Here is an 18,689-nt window from a genome sequence, read left to right as displayed (position 1 = left end):
TCCTGTCACTGATGAGAGGTAACTTAAGTCAGGCACCCTGCCCTGTCGAGTCAGCGCGGCCCGCGCGTGCCGGGGGCTGGCGGATCATGGGGAGGGCCGGCAAAACACTGGGCATTGCCCATCCAGAACGCTGCGACCGGGCCCATCGTGACAATATCGGTATCCGCAACATTGCGGGTCTGAGTAACGGTCTGACAAAACCCGGTACCGGAGCCGCGCACGACGTCATCACTGCCCTCAAACCGCCATTCCGCCCCGCTTGGCGCGGTCAGGATCACCGTCGGGCGCGTATCGGGCGGTGTCAGGCCCCGGTTCTGATAGGTCCAGTCAAACGTGTTGATCCCCAGAACCGCGATGTTCTTCAGCCGGTCAGCATCGACGCGCGCAAGGCCCAGCGCATCGTAGATCGCCTGCCCATGGGCCCAAGTCTCCATCTGGCGGGCGGTCATGGCGGAGCGGGCGGACATGCTGGTGCCGACCCATGGAATGCGTTGTTTCGGGTCCACGCCAGCCCAGCGCGCGCCCACCTCCTCAGCCATGTCGCGCCAGTCAGACAGCAGCGCCGCTCCGGTTTGCGGCATGAAAAGCGCCTCGGCCTCCCATACCCGGCCTTTGAGGAAGGCGGGGTGGAGCGTTTCGAGTGTTTCGACAAACCGCGCCTCATCCGATTGCGCGTAGGCAACCATGGTCGTCCAGACATGCAGATGCCGGATGATCTGCTCAATACTCCAGCCCTTAAAGCCCGTTTTGATCGACAGAATATCGGGCGTGACGATCCGCGCGAGAGCGCGGGTCTCCTCCACAAAATCCGTGGCCTGTTGCATGGTCATGATCCGCTCCATCCATTGAGGATATCGCCCAGCGTTGCCTCCGCCACCGGATGGCTCGGCTCTGCTGGGGTGTGGGAAAAGCGCGGGGCGGCGGAGGGTTCAGGGCCGTCCTTTCCCATCTGAAACACGCCGCGCGCCTGCATATGGGGATCAGCAAGAGCGGCATCAAAATCATGGACCGGGGCCACACAGGCATCCGTCCCGTCCAACAGCGCAAGCCATTCCGCTTGGCTCCGCGTCTTGAACATCGCGGCACAGCGCGCCCGCAGATTGGGCCAGCCTGCGGGGTCCGTCTGCGCGTCAAAAGCGGGGTCGGTCAGCCCGGCTTTCTCCCGCAGGAGCGCATAGAATTTCGGCTCAATCGGGCCGATGCTCAGCCATTTTCCATCGGCGCATTCATAGCAGCGATAGAAATGCGCCCCACCGTCAAGCGTGTTGGCCTGCCGCTCTGCCGTCCATGCACCCTGCCCGACCATGCCCCAGATCATCGCGCTCAGATGGGCGGTGCCATCGACAATGGCCGCGTCAATCACCTGCCCGCGCCCGGTTTTGCGCACCTCATGGAGGGCGGCCAGAATGCCCACGGCCAGATACATCGCCCCGCCCCCGAAATCGCCCAAGAGGTTCAAGGGCGGCACCGGTCCGTCCTCTCCGATTGCATGAAGCGCACCCGTGAGGCCGATATAGTTGATGTCATGCCCTGCATCCTGCGCGCGCGGGCCGGTCTGGCCCCAGCCGGTCATCCGGCCATAGATCAGCGCGGGATTGCGGGCGTGGGCGTCCTTGGGACCAAGGCCTAGCCGTTCCATCACGCCCGGGCGGAACCCTTCGATCAACGCATCGGCATGGGCGATCAGATCAAGGGCTGCCGCGCGGTCGGCCTTAAGGTCAAGGGTCACAACACGCTTCCCCCGGCCCAAGACGTGATGCCCGAGCGCCCCTTTCGGATCGGTGCCGGGGCGATCAATGCGCACCACATCGGCGCCAAGATCGGCCAGAAGCATCCCGCAGAACGGCCCCGGCCCCAGTCCGCAAAACTCGACCACGCGCAACCCGTCCAATGGACCCGGCATGGCATACCTCCCCTGTCTTTTCCGTTTTTCCGTCAGCTTCGGGGCAAATGGCCAAGGGGGCAAGCGGCGATGTCGCTTTTTGCCGATGCTGCGACGCGACATGAGGTTGACAGAACAGCCCTTCCCCGCGTTAAAGAACGCGTCCGGTTCCACTCCGTGAAAACGGGTTGGATGAAAAGGGAACGCGGTGCGCGCGATGGCGCAAAACCGCGGCTGCCCCCGCAACTGTAAGCGGCGAGCCAGCTCCACAATGCCACTGCCCCCAAGGGGCGCGGGAAGGCGGAGTAACGGCATTGACCCGCAAGCCAGGAGACCTGCCGGCAAGACCACCCATCCGACGCGCGGGGTGCGTGAAGGAGCGGCGTAACCGCAGCGGTGATCAGGAAACCGTTTGCGGTGGCACTGCGCGCATTGTCCACCCGAGCAAAAGATCAAACCGGGGCGCATGCCCCTGATACGGATGGAATACCGCGTATGAAACGCTCTCTTCTTCTCACCACGGGGCTGATTGCCCTGATCGCAGCCCCTCTGACGGCGCAGACCCGGCTGGATGATATCATCGTCTCCGCCAACCGTACCCCGACGGAGGCCGCGCGGGTCGGCTCTGCGGTCACGGTCGTGACGCGCGAGGAGCTTGACCGCTCCGGTGACATCGCCCTGATCGACTATCTCAAGCGCATTCCGGGCGTGAATATCGTGCGCAATGGCGGGGTCGGGGCGGCGGCCAATATCCGTATCCGGGGCGCGCAGGACCGTTATGTCGCGGTTTATATCGATGGGGTCGAACTCTCCGATCCTTCCGAGTTGCAGATACAGGCCGAACTGTCCGGTCTGACCACTGCCGATATCGAACAGGTAGAGGTGCTCAAAGGATCGCAATCCCTGCTTTATGGGGGGGAGGCCGTGGGCGGCGTACTGTTCATCACCACCCGCCGCGCGACACAAGACGGTGTGAGCGCCGCCTACTCCGTCGAGGCAGGCAGCTATAACACGGTGGACGCGAATGGCCGTGTTTCTGGCGTGTTTGGCGACAGCGACGTGAGCCTTTCGTTCGGTCGGCTGGTGTCTGATGGGTTTTCCGCCGCCGATGAAAACCTCGGCAACACCGAAACCGATGGGTATGCGCGCAACGCAGTGCGCCTCAAAGCCGGGCATCAGGTGAGCAGCGGCATCGCGGTTAGCGGATCGGTCGCGGCCGAAACCGGGCGCGGCGGCTATGATGGCGGCACCCCCGTGGCCGATCGCGACAACGTTTTTGAGCGGTTCAAACGCGAAATCGGTGCGCATCTGGACCTTCAGAACGAGGACAGCGCCTTTACCCACCGGATCGGCGTGCAGAACCTTGTCGCCACCCGCGATTTCTACACCAACTCCGCGTTCTCCTTTGGCAATGCCGGAGCGCGGGACAAGGTGGAGTATGTCGGCACCTATGCGGGCGATGGCCCCATCGACGCGGTGTTCGGCTTTGACCGCACTTGGGAAGAAGCGCAGCCCGTGGGCCGCGCCTTTACCAACTCGCGCATTGACGGGCTGTTTGCCCAAGGCTCTTTCGATGTGGGGGCTTCCACGCTGACCTTTGGCGCGCGGGTCGATGATCATTCCGCCTTTGGCAGTTTTGAGACCTACCGCGCGACGATTGCCTACCGGATCAGCGACACGACAAAGCTGCGCTCCTCTGCCGCGACCGGGTTCCGCGCGCCGTCCCTGAATGAGCTGTTCGGCCCGTTTGGGGCCAACGCGGCCCTCAAACCGGAGGAAAGCCTCAGCCTTGACGCTGGAATCGACACGCAGGTTGCGGGCGTTGATCTGTCGGCCACCCTGTTCAGGCTCGATATCGACAACCGGATCGAATTTGTCGGCGGGGGGTACAATCAGGTTGCCGGCACCTCCAAAAGCACCGGGGTGGAGATCAGCGCCGGATCGCAGATCGGCGCGGTCAGCTATGGCCTTGGCTATACCTATAGCCATGCGCGCAACGCCAATGGCACCCAACAGGTGCGGGTGCCGGAGCAGGAAGTGAGCCTGACGCTTGCCACCCGCATCGGGGAGCGGATCGGGCTTGCCGCTGACGCATATCAACCGATTGACGTGATTGACGGCGGGCGTGATTTGGGCGGCTATGTGCTGGTGAACACCAAGCTGACATATGACCTGAACGCCGATACCGCGTTGCATCTGCGGATCGAGAACCTGCTTGATCAGGAATATCAGACGCTCAACCGATATGGCACGTCCGACCGGGCATTCTATGTCGGCGTGTCGGGTCAGTTCTGATGGTGCGCGCCGGGCTCATCGCGCTGTGTCTGGGGCTGTGCGCCCCTGCATGGGCGGATGACCCGGCGCCCCAACGTGTGGTGTCGATCAATCTGTGTACCGACCAGCTTGCCATGCAATTGGCGCGGCCGGGGCAATTGCTCTCCGTCTCCCGCATTGCGCGTGACCCGGTCTCCTCCGCCATGGCGGAGGAGGCGCGCGGCTATCCGATCAATACCGGGCGGGCGGAGGACGTGTTTTTGCTGGCGCCTGATCTGGTGCTTGCGGGGCAATTCACCGACCCAGCCACCGTGAACCTGCTGCGCAGGCTTGGCATCCGGGTCGAACAGATCCCCATCGCCCGCTCGCTTGACGATGTGCGCGACACAACACGGCAAATGGGCCGCTGGCTTGGCACAGAGGACGCGGCGGAGGACGCGATTGCAGCCCTTGATGCCACCATCGCTGCGATCCGCCAGCCCGAGACCCGCCCCCGCATGGCGCTGCATTACGCCAACTCCTACACTTCCGGCGCGGGCAGCCTGCCCAATGCCATCCTGACCGTGGCGGGGTTTGACAATATCGGCGCGGAATTGGGCCTTGGCAGCTTGTCGCGTTTGCCGCTTGAGCTGTTGGTTACCTCCCATCCCGATATCGTGTTGCAAGGTCAGGTCTATGACCCGCCCGCGCGAGCACAGGAAATCCAGCGCCACCCGGCGGTCCGCGAAGCGGCACTGCGCCGGGAGCATCTGCGTGATGCCACATGGGTGTGCGGCACTCCCCTTGTGCAGGACGCGATCCGCGCGCTCGCGGCCCTGCGGGAGCCGGCAGAATGATCCGACCCGTGCCATTTGGGGCGCTGATGGGCGCACTTGCGGCGCTGGTGATGCTGCTTTTTGCCATCTCCCTGCTCACCGGCCCGGCGGAGATCGGCACGATCGACAGTCTCACGGCCCTGCTGAGCGGTGAGGAGAGTGCGACCGGCATCGTGATGCGCGAAATTCGCCTGCCCCGCGCGATCCTTGGCTTGATGATTGGTGCCACACTCGGCCTATCGGGGGCGGCGCTGCAAGGATACCTGCGCAACCCCTTGGCGGAGCCGGGGCTTTTGGGCGTGTCGGGTGCTGCTGCCCTTGGCGCGGTGCTGGCACTTTATACCGGATTGTCGGTGCTGTTCCCGCTTGCCTTGCCGCTCATGGCGCTGTTGGGCGCGATCCTTGCGACCTTGATCCTGCAAAGCCTTGCCGGTTTGCGCGGCGGGGCGCTGACGCTGATCCTTGCCGGGGTTGCGGTATCGAGCCTTGCCGGGGCGCTGACATCGCTGGTGCTGAACCTGTCGCCCAATCCCTTTGCGGCGGTTGAGATTGTGTTTTGGCTGCTTGGCTCGCTCGCGGATCGGTCGATGGAGCATCTGGCGCTGGCGGCACCCTTTATGCTCGCAGGATGGGCGATGCTGCTGCCGCTCGGTCGTGCACTTGATGCGCTCACGCTGGGTGAGGACGCGGCGCGCACCATGGGGGTGCAGGTCGCGCGCGTGCGGCTCTTGGCGGTGCTGGGTACGGCGGCGAGCGTGGGTGCTGCGACCGCTGTAGCCGGGGCCATCGGCTTTGTCGGATTGATCGTGCCCCATGTGATGCGCCCGCTTGTTGGTGCGCAGCCCTCCCGCTTACTGCCTGCCTCGGCCCTTGCGGGGGCGGCGCTGTTGCTGGCCGCGGATATCGCGGTGCGGCTGATCGCGCCGGACAGGGATTTGAAACTGGGGGTGCTGACGGCCCTTGTCGGCGCGCCGTTCTTCCTCTGGCTCGTGTTCCGCACCCGAAGGACGCTGCTATGAGCCTGATGTCTCTGCACAATCTGCGTGTGATGCGGGATCGGCGCGCGGTGGTCAATGAGGTCAGCCTCACGATGGAGGCCGGCAGCCTCACGGGCTTGATCGGGCCGAATGGCGCGGGCAAATCGACACTGATGCAAGCGGCCCTTGGCCTTATCCCCGCCATGGGGGAGATCACGCTGGCCGGTCACGCCCTGCCCGATCTGGGGCGGGAGGCGCGTGCGCGGCAGGTCGCCTATCTGCCACAGGAGCGGGATATTGGCTGGCCGATTTCGGTGGAGCTTCTGGTGTCCCTTGGCCGCACGCCGCATCGGCGCGGCGCGCTTGGCCCCGCGGATCACACGGCGATCACCGCGGCCCTGACGGAGATGGACCTCCTCCCCTTTCGCCACCGCCCTGCGACGGACCTGTCGGGAGGGGAGCGCGCGCGGGTGCTGATCGCGCGCGCCTTGGCACAGGAAGCGCCGCTGCTCATCGCCGATGAGCCAACAGCCGGGCTGGACCCAGCCCATCAGATCGGCCTGATGGAGACATTCCAGCGCTTGGCCCGCGCGGGGCGCGGCGTTTTGGTGTCCTTGCATGATCTGAGCCTTGCGGCGCGGTTTTGCGACCGGTTGATCGTCATGCAGGACGGGCGCGCCGTGGCCGATGGGCCACCGGACGCGGTGCTAACCGCGCCACTGCTGCGCGCCGTTTATGGGATCGACGCGCATATCGCACGGGACGCGTCCGGGTTGATCGTGACCCCCAAGGGCCGCGCGACATGAGGATCACGCTCACCCCGCCATGGCTGATCGCGGATCTCGCGACCCCGCACAAGATGGCAAGCTGGGCGCTGTCCCATCCGGGGATCACGCGCGCGCAACGGGTTGCATGGCGGCAAGTGCGGAACGCGGATTTACCGCAGGAACTTGACGTAACAGACTGGTTTACAAAGGAACTCTCGACACAAGGCGACCCCGTTGGTCTGCTGACCTCCCGCGATATCCGGCACCATCACCACACGACCGTGACCATCGAGGGCCACCGGGTTGAGGCGTTGGCCACCGTCGGCCTCTCGAACGCGGAGGAGATCGGCACCCGCTCCCCCCGCGCGCCCTTTCCCGGCACGATCAATATTCTGGTGCAATCGCACACCCCAATGACGGAGGCCGCGCTGCTCGAAGCGATGAGCTTGATCGCTGCGGCCCGCACGGTGGAGGTTCTGGCTGCTGACCACCCGTTGCCGGGCGGGCGGCGCGCCACGGGCACCGGCACCGACTGTATCGTCATCGCCGCCCCTGATGCGCCCGATCCAACGCCCTATGCCGGGATGCACACCGCCCTTGGGGAGGCCATTGGCGCGGCGACACGGCAGGTCATGCGCGCAGGCGTAACCCTCTGGACAGAGCAGCACCGCGCAGGACAGATAAAGCCCCTACAGCCGACAGGAGAGACAGACCCATGACCGACACAGCCTCCGCTTCCCTTCTGGCGCTTGGTGGCCCGGCGCTTTGGGTGATTTTCGGCCTTTCGGTGCTGACGCTCGCGGTGATCCTGTGGAAATTGTGGCATTTCCGCAGCTTGGGCGCGTGGTCCGACGCGGGTATGATCGGGCGCGTGGCGGCCCGCGCGCGTGGCGTTCGGGCCTCTGAGATGTCCGCCGCCGACCAGCGGGAGGAAGTCACCCGTGTCGCCCGCGCGGAACTGGCCGCCGCGCGGCAGGGGCTGCGTGCGCTTGAACTGATCGCGACCATCGCGCCGCTTGTGGGCCTTCTGGGCACCGTTTTGGGTATGATCGACGCGTTCCGCGTGCTGGAGGCGAGCGGCGCACAGGCTGATCCCGGCGCGCTTGCAGGCGGCATCTGGGAGGCGCTTCTGACCACGGCGGCGGGCATGGCGGTCGCCATTCCGGCCTCTGCTGCATTGACATGGTTTGACAGCATCGTGGACCGGTTGCGCCTCGGGATGGAGGATCAGGCGACGCGTATCCTCACGGGTCAGGCCGATGCTTGACCTTAGCCCGCCGCCCCGCGCGCGCCGCCGCGCCAGCCTGACACCGATGATCGACGTTGTGTTTCTGCTCCTGATCTTTTTCATGCTGGCCGCACGGTTTGGGGCCGAAAACCTTGTGCCATTGCGCACTGGGGGTGACGGGGGCAGCACATATTCCGGCCCCCCGCGGCTGGTGGAGCTGCGTGGCGATGGCCTGCACCTGAATGGGCAAGAGGTTGATCTTTCTGCCCTTTCCGACCGTTTGTCGCCCCTGATGCAATCGCCGGAGGATGTGATCATCCTGCGCGCCCGCGATGGGGCCGATGTGCAGGCGCTGATGCGCGTCATCGACACGCTTGGCGCAGCGGGTCTGCCCAATGTGGCATTGGTGGAGTAAGCGCATGCGGTTTGACGACATGACCCCGCGCCGCGCCCCGCAGGACGGGATCGTGCCGATGATAAATATCGTGTTCCTGCTGCTCGTCTTTTTCCTGATGACAGCAACGCTCGTTCCCGCGCCGGAGGAGGACGTGACATTGGCCGAAGCAACCGGGGCGGAGGCCGACACTGAGCCGTCCACGCTCGTGCTGCGCGGCGATGGCATGATCCTTTACGACGGGATGGAGGGGGAGGCCGCTCTTGCGCGGCTTCTCTCTGGCCAGCCCGAGCGCGTGTATATCCGCGCGGATCGCGCCGCACCCGCAGACCGGCTGATCGCCGTGGCCAAGGGCCTCACTGCCGAGGGTGTGAGCGATATCGCCATTGTGACGGTGCCCGCCCCATGACACGCGGCTTTGCCATTGCGGTATCTGCAGCACTGGCCGTGCATATGGGTGCACTGGCGATCTGGCAGGCGCAATCCCCCGCGCCGGGCGGTGTGGTGGGTAGTGTGCCGGGTCTCGCAGGAGCGGACATGGCCGCCATGGTCGAGGCATGGGACCGCCCACCCGACACGGCAGAGCCGATTGGTCCGGCCTCTGCCCCAGAGGAAAGCATCGCTCCCCCTGCCCCAGAGGCGGAGCACGCGCCCGACATGGTAGAGGCCACGGCCCTTGCCGCCGCGTCCGAGGTGGCAGAGCCCGTTTTCATCCCGCCCGAGCGTCTGACCCAGCCCGAGGCCATTACCCCCGGCGCATTGGCGCTGCCCCGCGCCCCGCAAGAGCGGCAATTGACCCGCCCACGGGCAGAGCAATCGCAGCGTCCCTTGCGCCAAGCACCGCGCGCGACCCCGGCCCGCCCTGCGCCACGGGAGAGTTTTACGCGCACAACGCGAAGCACCAAGCCCGCCGCCGCCGCGCCCCGGAGGCTCGCAGAGACGACACCGCCCCGCCCGCGCCCGGCGCGCCTTGGCTCTGCCGCACCAGCGCAGGCGGCGGCCCGCGCGCAGTCCGCCTCCGTGTCGGGTGGGACCGGCGCATCCACTACAGGCACGGCAATCACCGCAGGCGCGCAGGAGACATGGGTGCAATCCGTGCGCGCGCTGATCGCGTCGCATGTCCGCTACCCCCAGCGCCCGCGCCAATTGGGCATTACCGGCCGCACGATCATGGATGTGCAGATCAGCCGCGCGGGAGAGGTCATGGCGATGCGTGTCGCAACCACCAGCGGCAACCGGCGGCTTGACGAGGCCGCCACTGCGGCTGTCCGCCGGGCAAGCCCCTTTCCGCCGCCGCCCGAGGCACGCGTGCATCGCCTGACCGTGCCTGTTCGGTTCGAAATCGAGTGATTACACGCATAACGTGAACAATACGTGCGCCTCACCTGTGAAACGGGAAGATCGCCCAAATATTAACGCTTTTTAAACTTCAACTGGCCGCAGCTTCCCAATATGCTCCGGACATACTCCTAAGTCTTAGGTTGATCGAATGACAATTGCTGTATGCCCCGCGCGTTTGAAATCCTTGGTCCTTGGGGCCGTGATCGTCAGTATGCTGAGCGGCTGCGGGGCGGCGGGCAAGATTGCGGAGATCAGGGCACGGATTGAGGCCGCACGGCTTGAGGCGGTCAATGCGCAAAACACGAATGTGCCGGCGCAACGCCTTGATTCACTTGCCGCAGGCACGGCGCGCAGCACCTTGGGCGCGGGCAGCAGCGTGCGGTTCACTTATCAGGCATCAGGTTTTGCAGGTAATATTAAGGTGAACCCAGCAGATCAGGCGAGTTTCGGCGCGTCCAAGATGCAGCAGGTCATCACCACCGCGACGCCAGGGCAATACGAGTTCCGCTTCAATGGTGGCGCAGGTGAGGTGACCGTCGATCTGAACCAAGCGAATGAGCAGACCGTCAACACAAACCGGAATGTCCCCATCACCTTCCGCCCTGTATCGGGCGTGGCGCTCGATTACACCGAGGCGGGCGTGTGGGCCACCAATCGCGGCACCACAACGCAAAGCAGCATGGGTGGCTTTTATTTCGGGAACGAGACCCGCACCCGCGACCTGCCGCAGGTCAACACCAATTTTGCCTATAACGGGAAAATGGTCGGGGAGTATCGCAGCGGCATGGTCAATTCGGCGGTCAGCGGCAATGTCGCATTAACCGCGAATTTCACCACAAACTCCCTCAACGGCGCGATTACGGGCATCACATTGGATGAGTTGGCAGGCACCCCGGCGTTCAATGATCTGACCTTCAACGCAACGCTGACGGATGGTAGGATCAATGCGGGAACGCAATTGACCGCAGGTGCAGAGCCTGCCGGTGCTGCGGCAAACACTGTTCTTTCAGCAGGCCAAACTGGGCCGGTGAATGGTCGGTTCTATGGTCCGAATGCCGAGGAGTTTGCCGGTTCGTTCCGGGTTGTCGAGAACCGGGGAGCAAATAATCAAAACCGCGCGATCTCCGGCGCGTTCGGGGCGCGCCGCTAGAACCGGCGCGACACCCCGGCGAATACACGCTGCCGGTCATATTCGAAGAATGGATTGACGCTGTCGCGTTGTTCCCAGGTGATCTGGCCATAGGGCTGGAAGCCCGCGATGCGCAACCGGCGGTGGCTTACCTCCACCGGCAGGCCATAGGTGATATCGCGCCGTCGGTTGCCGCTGATCCCGTTCACCGCCTGATCATAGACGGCGAGCGACACGCGCGGGCGCAGGGCCACTGTCAGGCCATCGGCAAACTCGGTGTAGAAAAGCCCGGTCAGCCCAACGACGCCACGCGCCTCCGTCGTGGCCTCCCCGTGGTAGCGATCAAGGCTCAGGGTCACGCCCGCGCGTGTCCGCCCGCTCAGTGCCTCAACGATCCCGGCGCTGGCGCTGGCGCGGGCCATGCGACGGTCGGTCAGCAGGTTATGATCCCAATCCTTCCCAAGGCTGAAGCTGAGTTGCCGCGTCGCGCGCGGCGTATGCGTCCCCTGAAGGCGCAGGCCATATCCACGCTCTGACACAGCGCCACCCGATTGCCGGATCAGCGCCTTAGGGCCAAAGGTCAGCGTCCAGTCGGACAGGCGCACCTGTCGGCCCAGCGTCACGTCAATCAACCGATCATCAAACCGATCATCGCTGTATTCACGCGCAAACAGGGTCGCACCCGCCGTCCAGCGCCCCCCCACCTCATCCGGCCTGCCCCGCCAATCAAGGCCAAGGGAGGTTTCAAGCCCGGTGCCCGATTGCGCACGGGCATCAGCAGGCACGTCAAAAGGCAACCCGATAAAGGCGAGATCGACGGTCGCCGCATCGGTCGCTGCATTGATGTTGGTGTCGGGCGCCAACCCGATGGAGAAGGAATACCACAGCGTCCGCCGTGCCTCGATCTCCGCCAAGAACTGCTCGATCGTGTCGAGCACCGCCAGGTCCGTGATGCCGCCGGTGACGAGTTCAAACTGGCGCATGGCGTTGCCGTCATCCCCGGCGAGGAAATAGGCCCGCGCAAGTTCGAGCCGGGGTCGCGTAAGGTCAGGTGCGGCTGTGACCATCGCCTCCAATGCGCGGATCGCGCGCTGGAATTGGCCTGCGTCCATCGCCGCCAATCCTTCGATGAACAGGATCTGGAGCGGATCATCGGCGGGGTCCACCTCCAGCCGATCAAGGATGTCGAGCGCTTCCACGGGCGCGCCGTTCACGAGCGCCGCTTCTGCCTCCGCCACTGTTTGCGCCAATCCGGGCGTGCAGAGCCATATGAAAAGGGCGGCCATCACGCCGCCCCTGAACTTATGAGTTGTTCTGAACAAGTTGGGTCGGATAGCGGAAGAATTTGTGATCGCCAATCCATGTCGTCTGGATCAGGCGGCTGGCCCAACCGGGATTGACAAAAGTCGCGTGGTAATGCGTCGCCCCGGCGGTCAGATACCGGGGGCGGCCATCCATCATCACGCGGGCAACCTTGCCCAGCGTTTCCCAGCTATCCCGCTCGGTGATCACTTCGCGTTCACCGTCGCACATATAGGAAAACTGGCACGCGTTGCGCCGATGCGCGCCCTGCTCGATCACACCGCAGATGGAGGATGGGTAGCGGCGGTCATCCACGCGGTTGAGGATCACTTCGGCTACGGCGATTTGCCCGGCGAGCGTTTCGCCCCGCGCTTCGAAATAAAGCGCCTGTGTCAGGCATTCCCACTGCCGCCCGCCATCTGCCGGCGGCATCGCGTCAAGAATATCGTCCGTCAGCGGCGTCACGACGACCATCGCGTCCAGATCATCCATCAGCGAAGCCTGCGCATTCGTCGCCAAACCCTGCGGATCCATGGCCAAGCCCGGATCGGTCAACGAGGTCACAGCCATATCCGCCGGGGCAGTCACCGGCAGGCTGTTTCCAGCACCGCCAAGTTCCAACAGCCGGTCCGCGTTGATCGCGCTCACGACAGCACGTTCCTGCGCCATCATCGCGCTGATCTGCTGGATCGCCTGTGTTTCCGCCGAAACGATGGGCTGCGCGGTCGCAGGCACCGTCACGCAAAGGGCAAAAGCTGCCGCAATGGCGGGAATCGTATATGTCCGCTTCTGTTTCATGGCGCTCATGTAGCGCCTCAATCCCGAAATGTCATCCCACAACGCAAGATGTGGGGCGCATGTGTCGCAGGGTTGCAAAGATGCATCAGCCGGGATTTTCCCCGCTCCATCCAGCCTCTAACGCCCGTTTTAGGCGCAATTGCAAGGCTCTATCACGGGAAAAAGGTGTTTCGGTTTGCAGGATTTGGTTTCGCACCATGGAAAGCCCGGCGCGCCCAAATTCAGCGGACAGACGCGATGTCAGCCAGCTTTCGCCCTGTGCCAGCCGGTTTTGCCAGCCAGATTGGCTATTTGCCGGGGCAACGATCCGGGTGTCTATTAGGTCCATCGCCCCTGCAATGCCAGCACCGGTCACCGCCGACACGGTTTGCACAGACACAGCATCCCCCCGCCCGTCGAGCGACAAGGCTCCTTTGAGGTCCGCCGCCGTGCGCTCGGCGAGCACGCCCATGTCGCCCTTGGTCACGAGGATCACCTGCGGGGTCTCCATCACGCCCGCTTTCATGTATTGCAATGCGTCGCCCGATCCCGGCTGCGCGCAGAAAATCACGCCATCGGTGCGGGCGGCGACTTCAATCTCAGACTGGCCGACACCGACCGTTTCCACGATCACGATGTCATAAAGCGCGCGCAGAAGGACAATCGCGGGAAAGCTGACCTCCGCCAGTCCGCCGAGTGCGCCGCGCGCCGCCATGGAGCGCATGAACACCCCGTCATCCTCCGGGTCCGTGTCGATCCGCGTCCGATCGCCAAGAAGCGCGCCACCCGTGCGGCTAGACGAGGGATCGACGGCGACAATCGCGACCGTCTGACCCTGTGCGCGGTAGGCCTTGATCAACGCTTGCGTCAGGCATGACTTGCCCACGCCCGGCGGCCCCGTAAGGCCAAGAGATGCGCCGCCCTCTGCGGCGAAAGCCGCGTCGAGTAATGCCACAAGTCCCGGGTCATTGGCCTGTGTCTCCAGCGCGGTCAGAACCCGCGCGATCCCCGCCTTGCCCGCGCCGCGCAACGCGGCAAGCGATGTCGGCAGCGCGTGTTTCACGCCATCACCTCGCCCCGCTGGGACAGGATCGTCGCCTGCGCCGCCGCGAGCCGCGCAATCGGCACCCGGAAGGGCGAGCAGGACACATAATCAAATCCCGCCAGCGTGCAGAACCGGATCGAGGCCGGATCGCCGCCATGCTCCCCACATAATCCCAGCGTCAGCGTCGGGTTCGTCGCGCGCCCGCGCTGGGACGCCATCAAAAGCAACTCGCCCACCCCCTCGATATCGAGCGAATGGAACGGATCCTCCGGATAGACGCCCTGATTGACGTAATCGCGCATGAACCGCCCGGCGTCATCGCGGCTCAGGCCATAGGTCATCTGTGTCAGATCATTGGTGCCAAAACTCAAGAAAGCGGAGGAGCGCGCAAGATCGCCCGCGCGCAGCGCCGCGCGCGGCGTCTCGACCATCACGCCAAGCCGGTAGGTGAGCGACACCTCCCGCTCCGCCATCACGGCGGCGGCAATGGCATCGACCCGCGCCTTGACCATCTCTGCCTCCCGATTGGCGGAGACGAGCGGGATCATGATCTCCGGCACCACCTGTTCAAGGTTTTGCAGGTTCACAATGGCGGCCGCCTCAAAAATCGCGCGGGCCTGCATGTCGTAAATTTCGGGCATGGTGACGCCCAGCCGCACGCCGCGCTTGCCCAGCATGGGGTTAAACTCGCGCAAGGATTCGGCGCGGGCGACGATCTGGCTCACCGGCACGTCCATCGCCTCGGCCAGCGTATGCATCTCATCGCGGCTATGGGGCAGGAATTCGTGCAAAGGCGGGTCCAAGAGGCGGATCGTCACGGGCAGGCCGCGCATGATGCTGAAGAGTTCCACAATATCATCGCGCTGCATCGGCAACAGCCGGTCAAGCGCGCGCACCCGATCCTCCCGCGTGTCAGCAAGGATCATCTCCCGCATCACGTTGATGCGGTCCTCATGGAAAAACATATGCTCCGTGCGGCACAGCCCGATGCCGTCCACGTTAAAGCCGCGCGCGGTGCGCGCATCGGCGGGCGTGTCGGCATTGGCGCGCACTTCGATCCCGCGCACCTGATCGGCCCAACTCATCAGCGTCTCAAACGCGCCGGTCAGTTCCGCTTGGATCATCGCGGGCGCGCCCGCGACGACCTCGCCCCGCGTGCCATCAACAGTGACGATATCACCCGCGTCAAAGCTGCGCCCGTCGCGGGCCACGAGCTTTTGCCGCTTGGCATCCAACCGCAAATCCCCGGCTCCCACCACACATGGCAGGCCAAGCCCGCGTGCGATCACCGCCGCATGGCTCGTCATGCCGCCGCGCACGGTGATGACGCCCGCTGCTGAATGCATCCCGCGAATATCCTCGGGGCTGGTCTCGACCCGCACAAGGATCGCGGCCTCCCCCTGTGCATGAAGGGCCTGCGCCTCCTCCGGGCTGAACACGATCTTTCCGGTCGCAGCACCCGGTGAGGCGGCAAGCCCCTGCCCCAGTGTGTCACGCTGGGCGGTCGGGTCGATCTGGGGATGAAGATGCTCGACAAGGTTGCGCGGCTCGACCCGCAGGATCGCGTCCTCCCGCGTGATCGCGCCCTTGCGCGCAAGATCAACCGCGATGCGCACAGCAGCCCGCGACGACCGCCGCCCCGGTGCCGCGTCCAACAGCCAGACCGTGCCGTCCTCAATCGTGAATTCGAAACTGTAACTCTCCCCCAGCCCCGACCCGGCCATATCCCACAGGCCCGCAAGCGTGGTGACAGCGCCGGGGATCATCTCCTCCAGCGCCTTGGCGGATTGCCCGGCGCGCGCGCGCTCCTCCGAGGTGATCAGATGCGGCGTGCGCAGGCCCATCAGCACATCCGGTCCTTGCGCACAGGGCAGGAAGCGCCCCCATGTCAGCGGCACGCCGGAGCGTTCATCGGTGAAATGCGCGATCCCGGCGCCGCAGGCCCGCTCCCCGATGCCCAGCACCATCCGCTGGATGATCAGCGCAATGCCCGCATCCTCCGGCGCGCCCCGTGCCGCGCGCAGGATGCGGGCGGAGGGCGTGTGCCAGCGATGCGCCATCGCATCAATCGCGGCGGCAAGCTGGGTTTCGACCGATTGAGGAAAGGGCTGCTCGGTATCCGCCTCAAAGGCGCGCTTGGCCTGTTGCAGAAGGCTGGCCCAGGCTTCGGCAGGCAATTCTGCCTCCCCCGACACGCCGGAATGTTTCACCTGATCGTAAACGAGGGTTTCAAATTCATCCGGGTCCATGCCGCGCACCGTGACGCCAAAGCCCGCGATGAGGCGAAAATACAGTTCCGCCGCGCAGCCCGGCCCGACCCGCTCGATCAGCGCGGGCAGGCGCGCGTCGGTGATGCCGATGTTCAACAGAGCCGTTGGCCCGCCCCATGCCGTCCGCTCAGGGGAGCCGCGCAGCGCCAGCAGCCCATCCGGGGGCAAACGCCCCGCCACGGCAGAGATCAGATCCCCCAGCGCAGCCTCAGCCCCCTCAGCCGCGACCTGTGCGACCAGATCGACCGACACGAGACGGCCAAGCGGCACCGGCAGGCCCACACGCGCCAGCCGCGCCAGCCGCGCGCCACGCTCGCCAAAGGTTGCCTCATCAGCATCGCCCGCATCATGGAGCGCGATATGGGTTGGGTGTGTGTCTTTCATGGCGCGAGCATAGGCCCGCCCGCGCCATGTGGAAAGCGCTCAGCCTTCGATTGCGTCGAAAACGGCAACCTGTCGCATGGTCGCGCGGATGCGGTGCAAAAGGTTGAGGCGATTGCGGCGGATCACGGCGTTATCCGCGTTTACCTGCACGTCGGTGAAGAACGCGTCGATCGGTGCCCTGAGCTTCGCCATTTCCGCCATGGCAGTGGCGAAATCCTCGGCCTGCATCGCGGTGGCAATAGCGGGTTCGGCGGTGTCGAGGGCCGCGAAAAGCGTGGTTTCGGCCTCCCCTTCGGCAAGTTTCGGATCGGGGCCGTAGGAATATTCCACCCCGTCCTTCTTTTCTTCCGCCGTGAGGATGTTGTTCGCCCGCTTGTAGCCTTGCAGCAGATTTTCTCCGTCCTCGGTGGACAGAAACGCCTGAAGCGCCGTCGCCCGGTTCACCAAAAGCACCAGATCATCATTGCCCGGCATGGCAAGACAGGCGTCGATCACGTCATGGCGGATGCCTTCGGCGCGGAGATGGACCTTGAGGCGGTCGTGGATGAAGGAGAGGAGGTCAGACCCCCAGTCATCGGTCCCATCCCGAGATGACGTGATCACGTTTGAGAGTCCGGCTCTGATACCATTGACCAATACCAACCGAATAACCCCCAACGCCGCGCGGCGCAGGGCATAGGGGTCTTTGCTCCCCGTCGGCTTCTCGTCGATGGCCCAGAATCCGGTCAGCGTGTCGATCTTATCGGCCAGCGCCACGGCCACGGATACAGGCTCGGTCGGCACATCGTCGGACGGGCCGAGGGGTTGGTAATGGGCCGCGCAGGCATTGGCCACCGCATCGGGCAACCCCGCCGCGCGGGCATAATAGCCGCCCATCACGCCCTGCAATTCGGGGAATTCATAGACCATTTCGGAGGACAGATCAGCCTTGGCCACCCGTGCGGCCTGCTCCGCCTGATCGGCATCCGCGCCGACCAGTGGGGCAATCTCACGCGCAAGCGCCGCGATCCGCGCGATCCGCTCCGCCTGCGACCCCAATTTATTGTGGAAGGTGACATTGGCCAAGGGCGCGGCCATGCCCTCCAGCCCCTGCTCCCGCACGGTTTGCAGATCATTTTCCCAAAAGAATTTCGCATCCGCGAGCCGTGCTGCCAGCACCTTCCCGTTGCCCGCAAGGATCGTGGCACCCTGATCCGCCGTCTCCCGATTGGCCACGGTTACATATTTCACGATCCGGCCCGATCTATCGCGCACGGAAAAGAATTTCTGATGCTCCTTCATGGAGGTTTGCAGCACCTCTGGCGGCAGGTCGAGGAAATCCGCGCCAATCGCGCCCATCAGCACTACGGGCCATTCCACCAGCCCTGCGACCTCTGCCAAAAGGCCCTGATCCTCCACCACCTCAAGCCCCTGCGCGAAGGCCTGCGCGGTGGCGTCCGCCCAGATGGTTTCGGCGCGTTCTTCGGCGTCCAGAACCACATAGGCACGCTTGAGCTTTGCCGCGTAATCCTCGAAAGACGTTACAGAAAACCGGCCCGGCGACATGAAGCGGTGACCTTCTGTCGTATCGCCTGCGGTGATGCCATCGACGGCCAGTGGCACAATCGCGGCCCCGGCCTCATCACTCAGAATGCACAGGATGGAATGCAAGGGCCGCACCCAGCGCAAAGAGCCGCTGCCCCAGCGCATCGACTTTGGCCATGGGAAGGTCCGGATCGTTTTCTCCAGTACTTCGGCCACAATCTCTGCTGCTGGGCGGCCCGGTTTTTCGATCACGGCGAAGAACACTTCGCCTTTCTTGTCGGCGCGCCGCTCCAACTGCTCCATCGTCAGCCCGGTTGAGCGCAGAAAACCCGCGAGCGCCTTTTCGGGCGCGTCCGTGCGGGGGCCTTTACGCTCCTCGCGCAGGGTCGGGCTTTCGGCGGTCAGGCCCTCAAGCGCCAGCGTCAGGCGGCGCGGCGTGGCAAAGGCCCCTGCTCCGGCATAGGTCAAACCAGCCTCGACCAGACCGTCCGTCACCAGCTTTTTCAGATCCTCCGCAGCACGTTTCTGCATCCGTGCCGGGATTTCCTCGGAAAAGAGTTCAATCAGCAGATCAGGCATC

17 protein-coding genes and 1 riboswitch are annotated in these 18,689 nt (G+C 64.6%); of the genes, 10 read left to right on the top strand and 7 right to left on the bottom strand.

What is annotated here, in order from left to right; translation table 11 throughout:
* Positions 1-50: 50 nt before the first annotated feature.
* Complete coding sequence (locus tag FHS89_RS11580) at positions 51-830, bottom strand: maleylpyruvate isomerase family mycothiol-dependent enzyme (protein WP_221229410.1); 780 nt, start codon at positions 828-830, stop codon at positions 51-53.
* Positions 827-1,903 (bottom strand): CaiB/BaiF CoA transferase family protein, encoded by a 1,077-nt coding sequence (locus FHS89_RS11575; RefSeq protein WP_184011763.1) that lies wholly within the window; start codon positions 1,901-1,903, stop codon positions 827-829. Before FHS89_RS11575 ends, FHS89_RS11580 begins: the two co-directional genes overlap by 4 nt.
* Positions 1,904-2,033: 130 nt before the next feature.
* Positions 2,034-2,239, top strand: a riboswitch (cobalamin riboswitch).
* Between the two features lie 138 nt (positions 2,240-2,377).
* Between FHS89_RS11575 and FHS89_RS11570 the strand changes: the two genes are divergently transcribed.
* The 10 genes from FHS89_RS11570 to FHS89_RS11525 all read left to right on the top strand — a co-directional run bounded on the left by FHS89_RS11570 (position 2,378) and on the right by FHS89_RS11525 (position 10,828).
* The gene (locus FHS89_RS11570) at positions 2,378-4,177 is read left to right on the top strand and encodes a TonB-dependent receptor plug domain-containing protein (protein WP_184011761.1); all 1,800 of its coding nucleotides are present in this window, start codon (positions 2,378-2,380) and stop codon (positions 4,175-4,177) included.
* The gene (locus FHS89_RS11565) at positions 4,177-4,992 is read left to right on the top strand and encodes an ABC transporter substrate-binding protein (RefSeq protein ID WP_184011759.1); all 816 of its coding nucleotides are present in this window, start codon (positions 4,177-4,179) and stop codon (positions 4,990-4,992) included. Before FHS89_RS11570 ends, FHS89_RS11565 begins: the two co-directional genes overlap by 1 nt.
* Positions 4,989-5,990: a FecCD family ABC transporter permease gene (locus tag FHS89_RS11560; protein WP_184011757.1), complete on the top strand. Its 1,002-nt coding sequence runs from the start codon at positions 4,989-4,991 to the stop codon at positions 5,988-5,990. Before FHS89_RS11565 ends, FHS89_RS11560 begins: the two co-directional genes overlap by 4 nt.
* Positions 5,987-6,754, top strand: a complete 768-nt coding sequence (locus FHS89_RS11555; RefSeq protein WP_184011755.1) for an ABC transporter ATP-binding protein — start codon at positions 5,987-5,989, stop codon at positions 6,752-6,754. Before FHS89_RS11560 ends, FHS89_RS11555 begins: the two co-directional genes overlap by 4 nt.
* Positions 6,751-7,434 (top strand): adenosylcobinamide amidohydrolase, encoded by a 684-nt coding sequence (locus FHS89_RS11550; protein WP_221229407.1) that lies wholly within the window; start codon positions 6,751-6,753, stop codon positions 7,432-7,434. The genes FHS89_RS11555 and FHS89_RS11550 overlap by 4 nt, the downstream gene beginning before the upstream one ends.
* Positions 7,431-7,982 carry a MotA/TolQ/ExbB proton channel family protein gene (locus FHS89_RS11545; protein ID WP_184011753.1) on the top strand — a complete coding sequence of 184 codons (552 nt, stop codon included), beginning with the start codon at positions 7,431-7,433 and terminating at the stop codon, positions 7,980-7,982. Before FHS89_RS11550 ends, FHS89_RS11545 begins: the two co-directional genes overlap by 4 nt.
* A complete protein-coding gene (locus FHS89_RS11540) occupies positions 7,975-8,358 on the top strand; it encodes an ExbD/TolR family protein (RefSeq protein WP_184011751.1) in 384 nt (127 codons plus the stop codon). Before FHS89_RS11545 ends, FHS89_RS11540 begins: the two co-directional genes overlap by 8 nt.
* Positions 8,359-8,362: 4 nt before the next feature.
* The gene (locus tag FHS89_RS11535; protein ID WP_184011749.1) at positions 8,363-8,746 is read left to right on the top strand and encodes an ExbD/TolR family protein; all 384 of its coding nucleotides are present in this window, start codon (positions 8,363-8,365) and stop codon (positions 8,744-8,746) included.
* Positions 8,743-9,687, top strand: a complete 945-nt coding sequence (locus tag FHS89_RS11530) for an energy transducer TonB (RefSeq protein ID WP_184011747.1) — start codon at positions 8,743-8,745, stop codon at positions 9,685-9,687. The genes FHS89_RS11535 and FHS89_RS11530 overlap by 4 nt, the downstream gene beginning before the upstream one ends.
* Before the next feature lie 175 nt (positions 9,688-9,862).
* Positions 9,863-10,828 (top strand): transferrin-binding protein-like solute binding protein, encoded by a 966-nt coding sequence (locus FHS89_RS11525; RefSeq protein WP_184011745.1) that lies wholly within the window; start codon positions 9,863-9,865, stop codon positions 10,826-10,828.
* Here the strand turns inward: FHS89_RS11525 and FHS89_RS11520 are convergent.
* From FHS89_RS11520 to glyS, 5 genes are all read right to left on the bottom strand, one after another.
* Positions 10,825-12,093 carry a surface lipoprotein assembly modifier gene (locus tag FHS89_RS11520; RefSeq protein WP_184011743.1) on the bottom strand — a complete coding sequence of 423 codons (1,269 nt, stop codon included), beginning with the start codon at positions 12,091-12,093 and terminating at the stop codon, positions 10,825-10,827. The genes FHS89_RS11525 and FHS89_RS11520 overlap by 4 nt on opposite strands.
* A 16-nt stretch (positions 12,094-12,109) precedes the next feature.
* Positions 12,110-12,916 carry a cell wall hydrolase gene (locus tag FHS89_RS11515; RefSeq protein WP_246413803.1) on the bottom strand — a complete coding sequence of 269 codons (807 nt, stop codon included), beginning with the start codon at positions 12,914-12,916 and terminating at the stop codon, positions 12,110-12,112.
* Between the two features lie 76 nt (positions 12,917-12,992).
* Positions 12,993-13,949 carry an ArgK/MeaB family GTPase gene (locus FHS89_RS11510; protein WP_343051450.1) on the bottom strand — a complete coding sequence of 319 codons (957 nt, stop codon included), beginning with the start codon at positions 13,947-13,949 and terminating at the stop codon, positions 12,993-12,995.
* Positions 13,946-16,585, bottom strand: coding sequence for a pyruvate, phosphate dikinase (gene ppdK / locus FHS89_RS11505; RefSeq protein WP_184011741.1), 2,640 nt, complete (start codon positions 16,583-16,585; stop codon positions 13,946-13,948). Before ppdK ends, FHS89_RS11510 begins: the two co-directional genes overlap by 4 nt.
* A gap of 39 nt (positions 16,586-16,624) precedes the next feature.
* Positions 16,625-18,688, bottom strand: coding sequence for a glycine--tRNA ligase subunit beta (gene glyS, locus FHS89_RS11500; RefSeq protein ID WP_184011739.1), 2,064 nt, complete (start codon positions 18,686-18,688; stop codon positions 16,625-16,627).
* Position 18,689: the final 1 nt, after the last annotated feature.

The organism is Rubricella aquisinus, from assembly GCF_014199445.1.
In the GTDB taxonomy this organism is placed as follows: domain Bacteria; phylum Pseudomonadota; class Alphaproteobacteria; order Rhodobacterales; family Rhodobacteraceae; genus Rubricella; species Rubricella aquisinus.
Note: the sequence above shows the minus strand (reverse complement) of the source record. Positions and strands in the feature narration are given on the sequence as shown.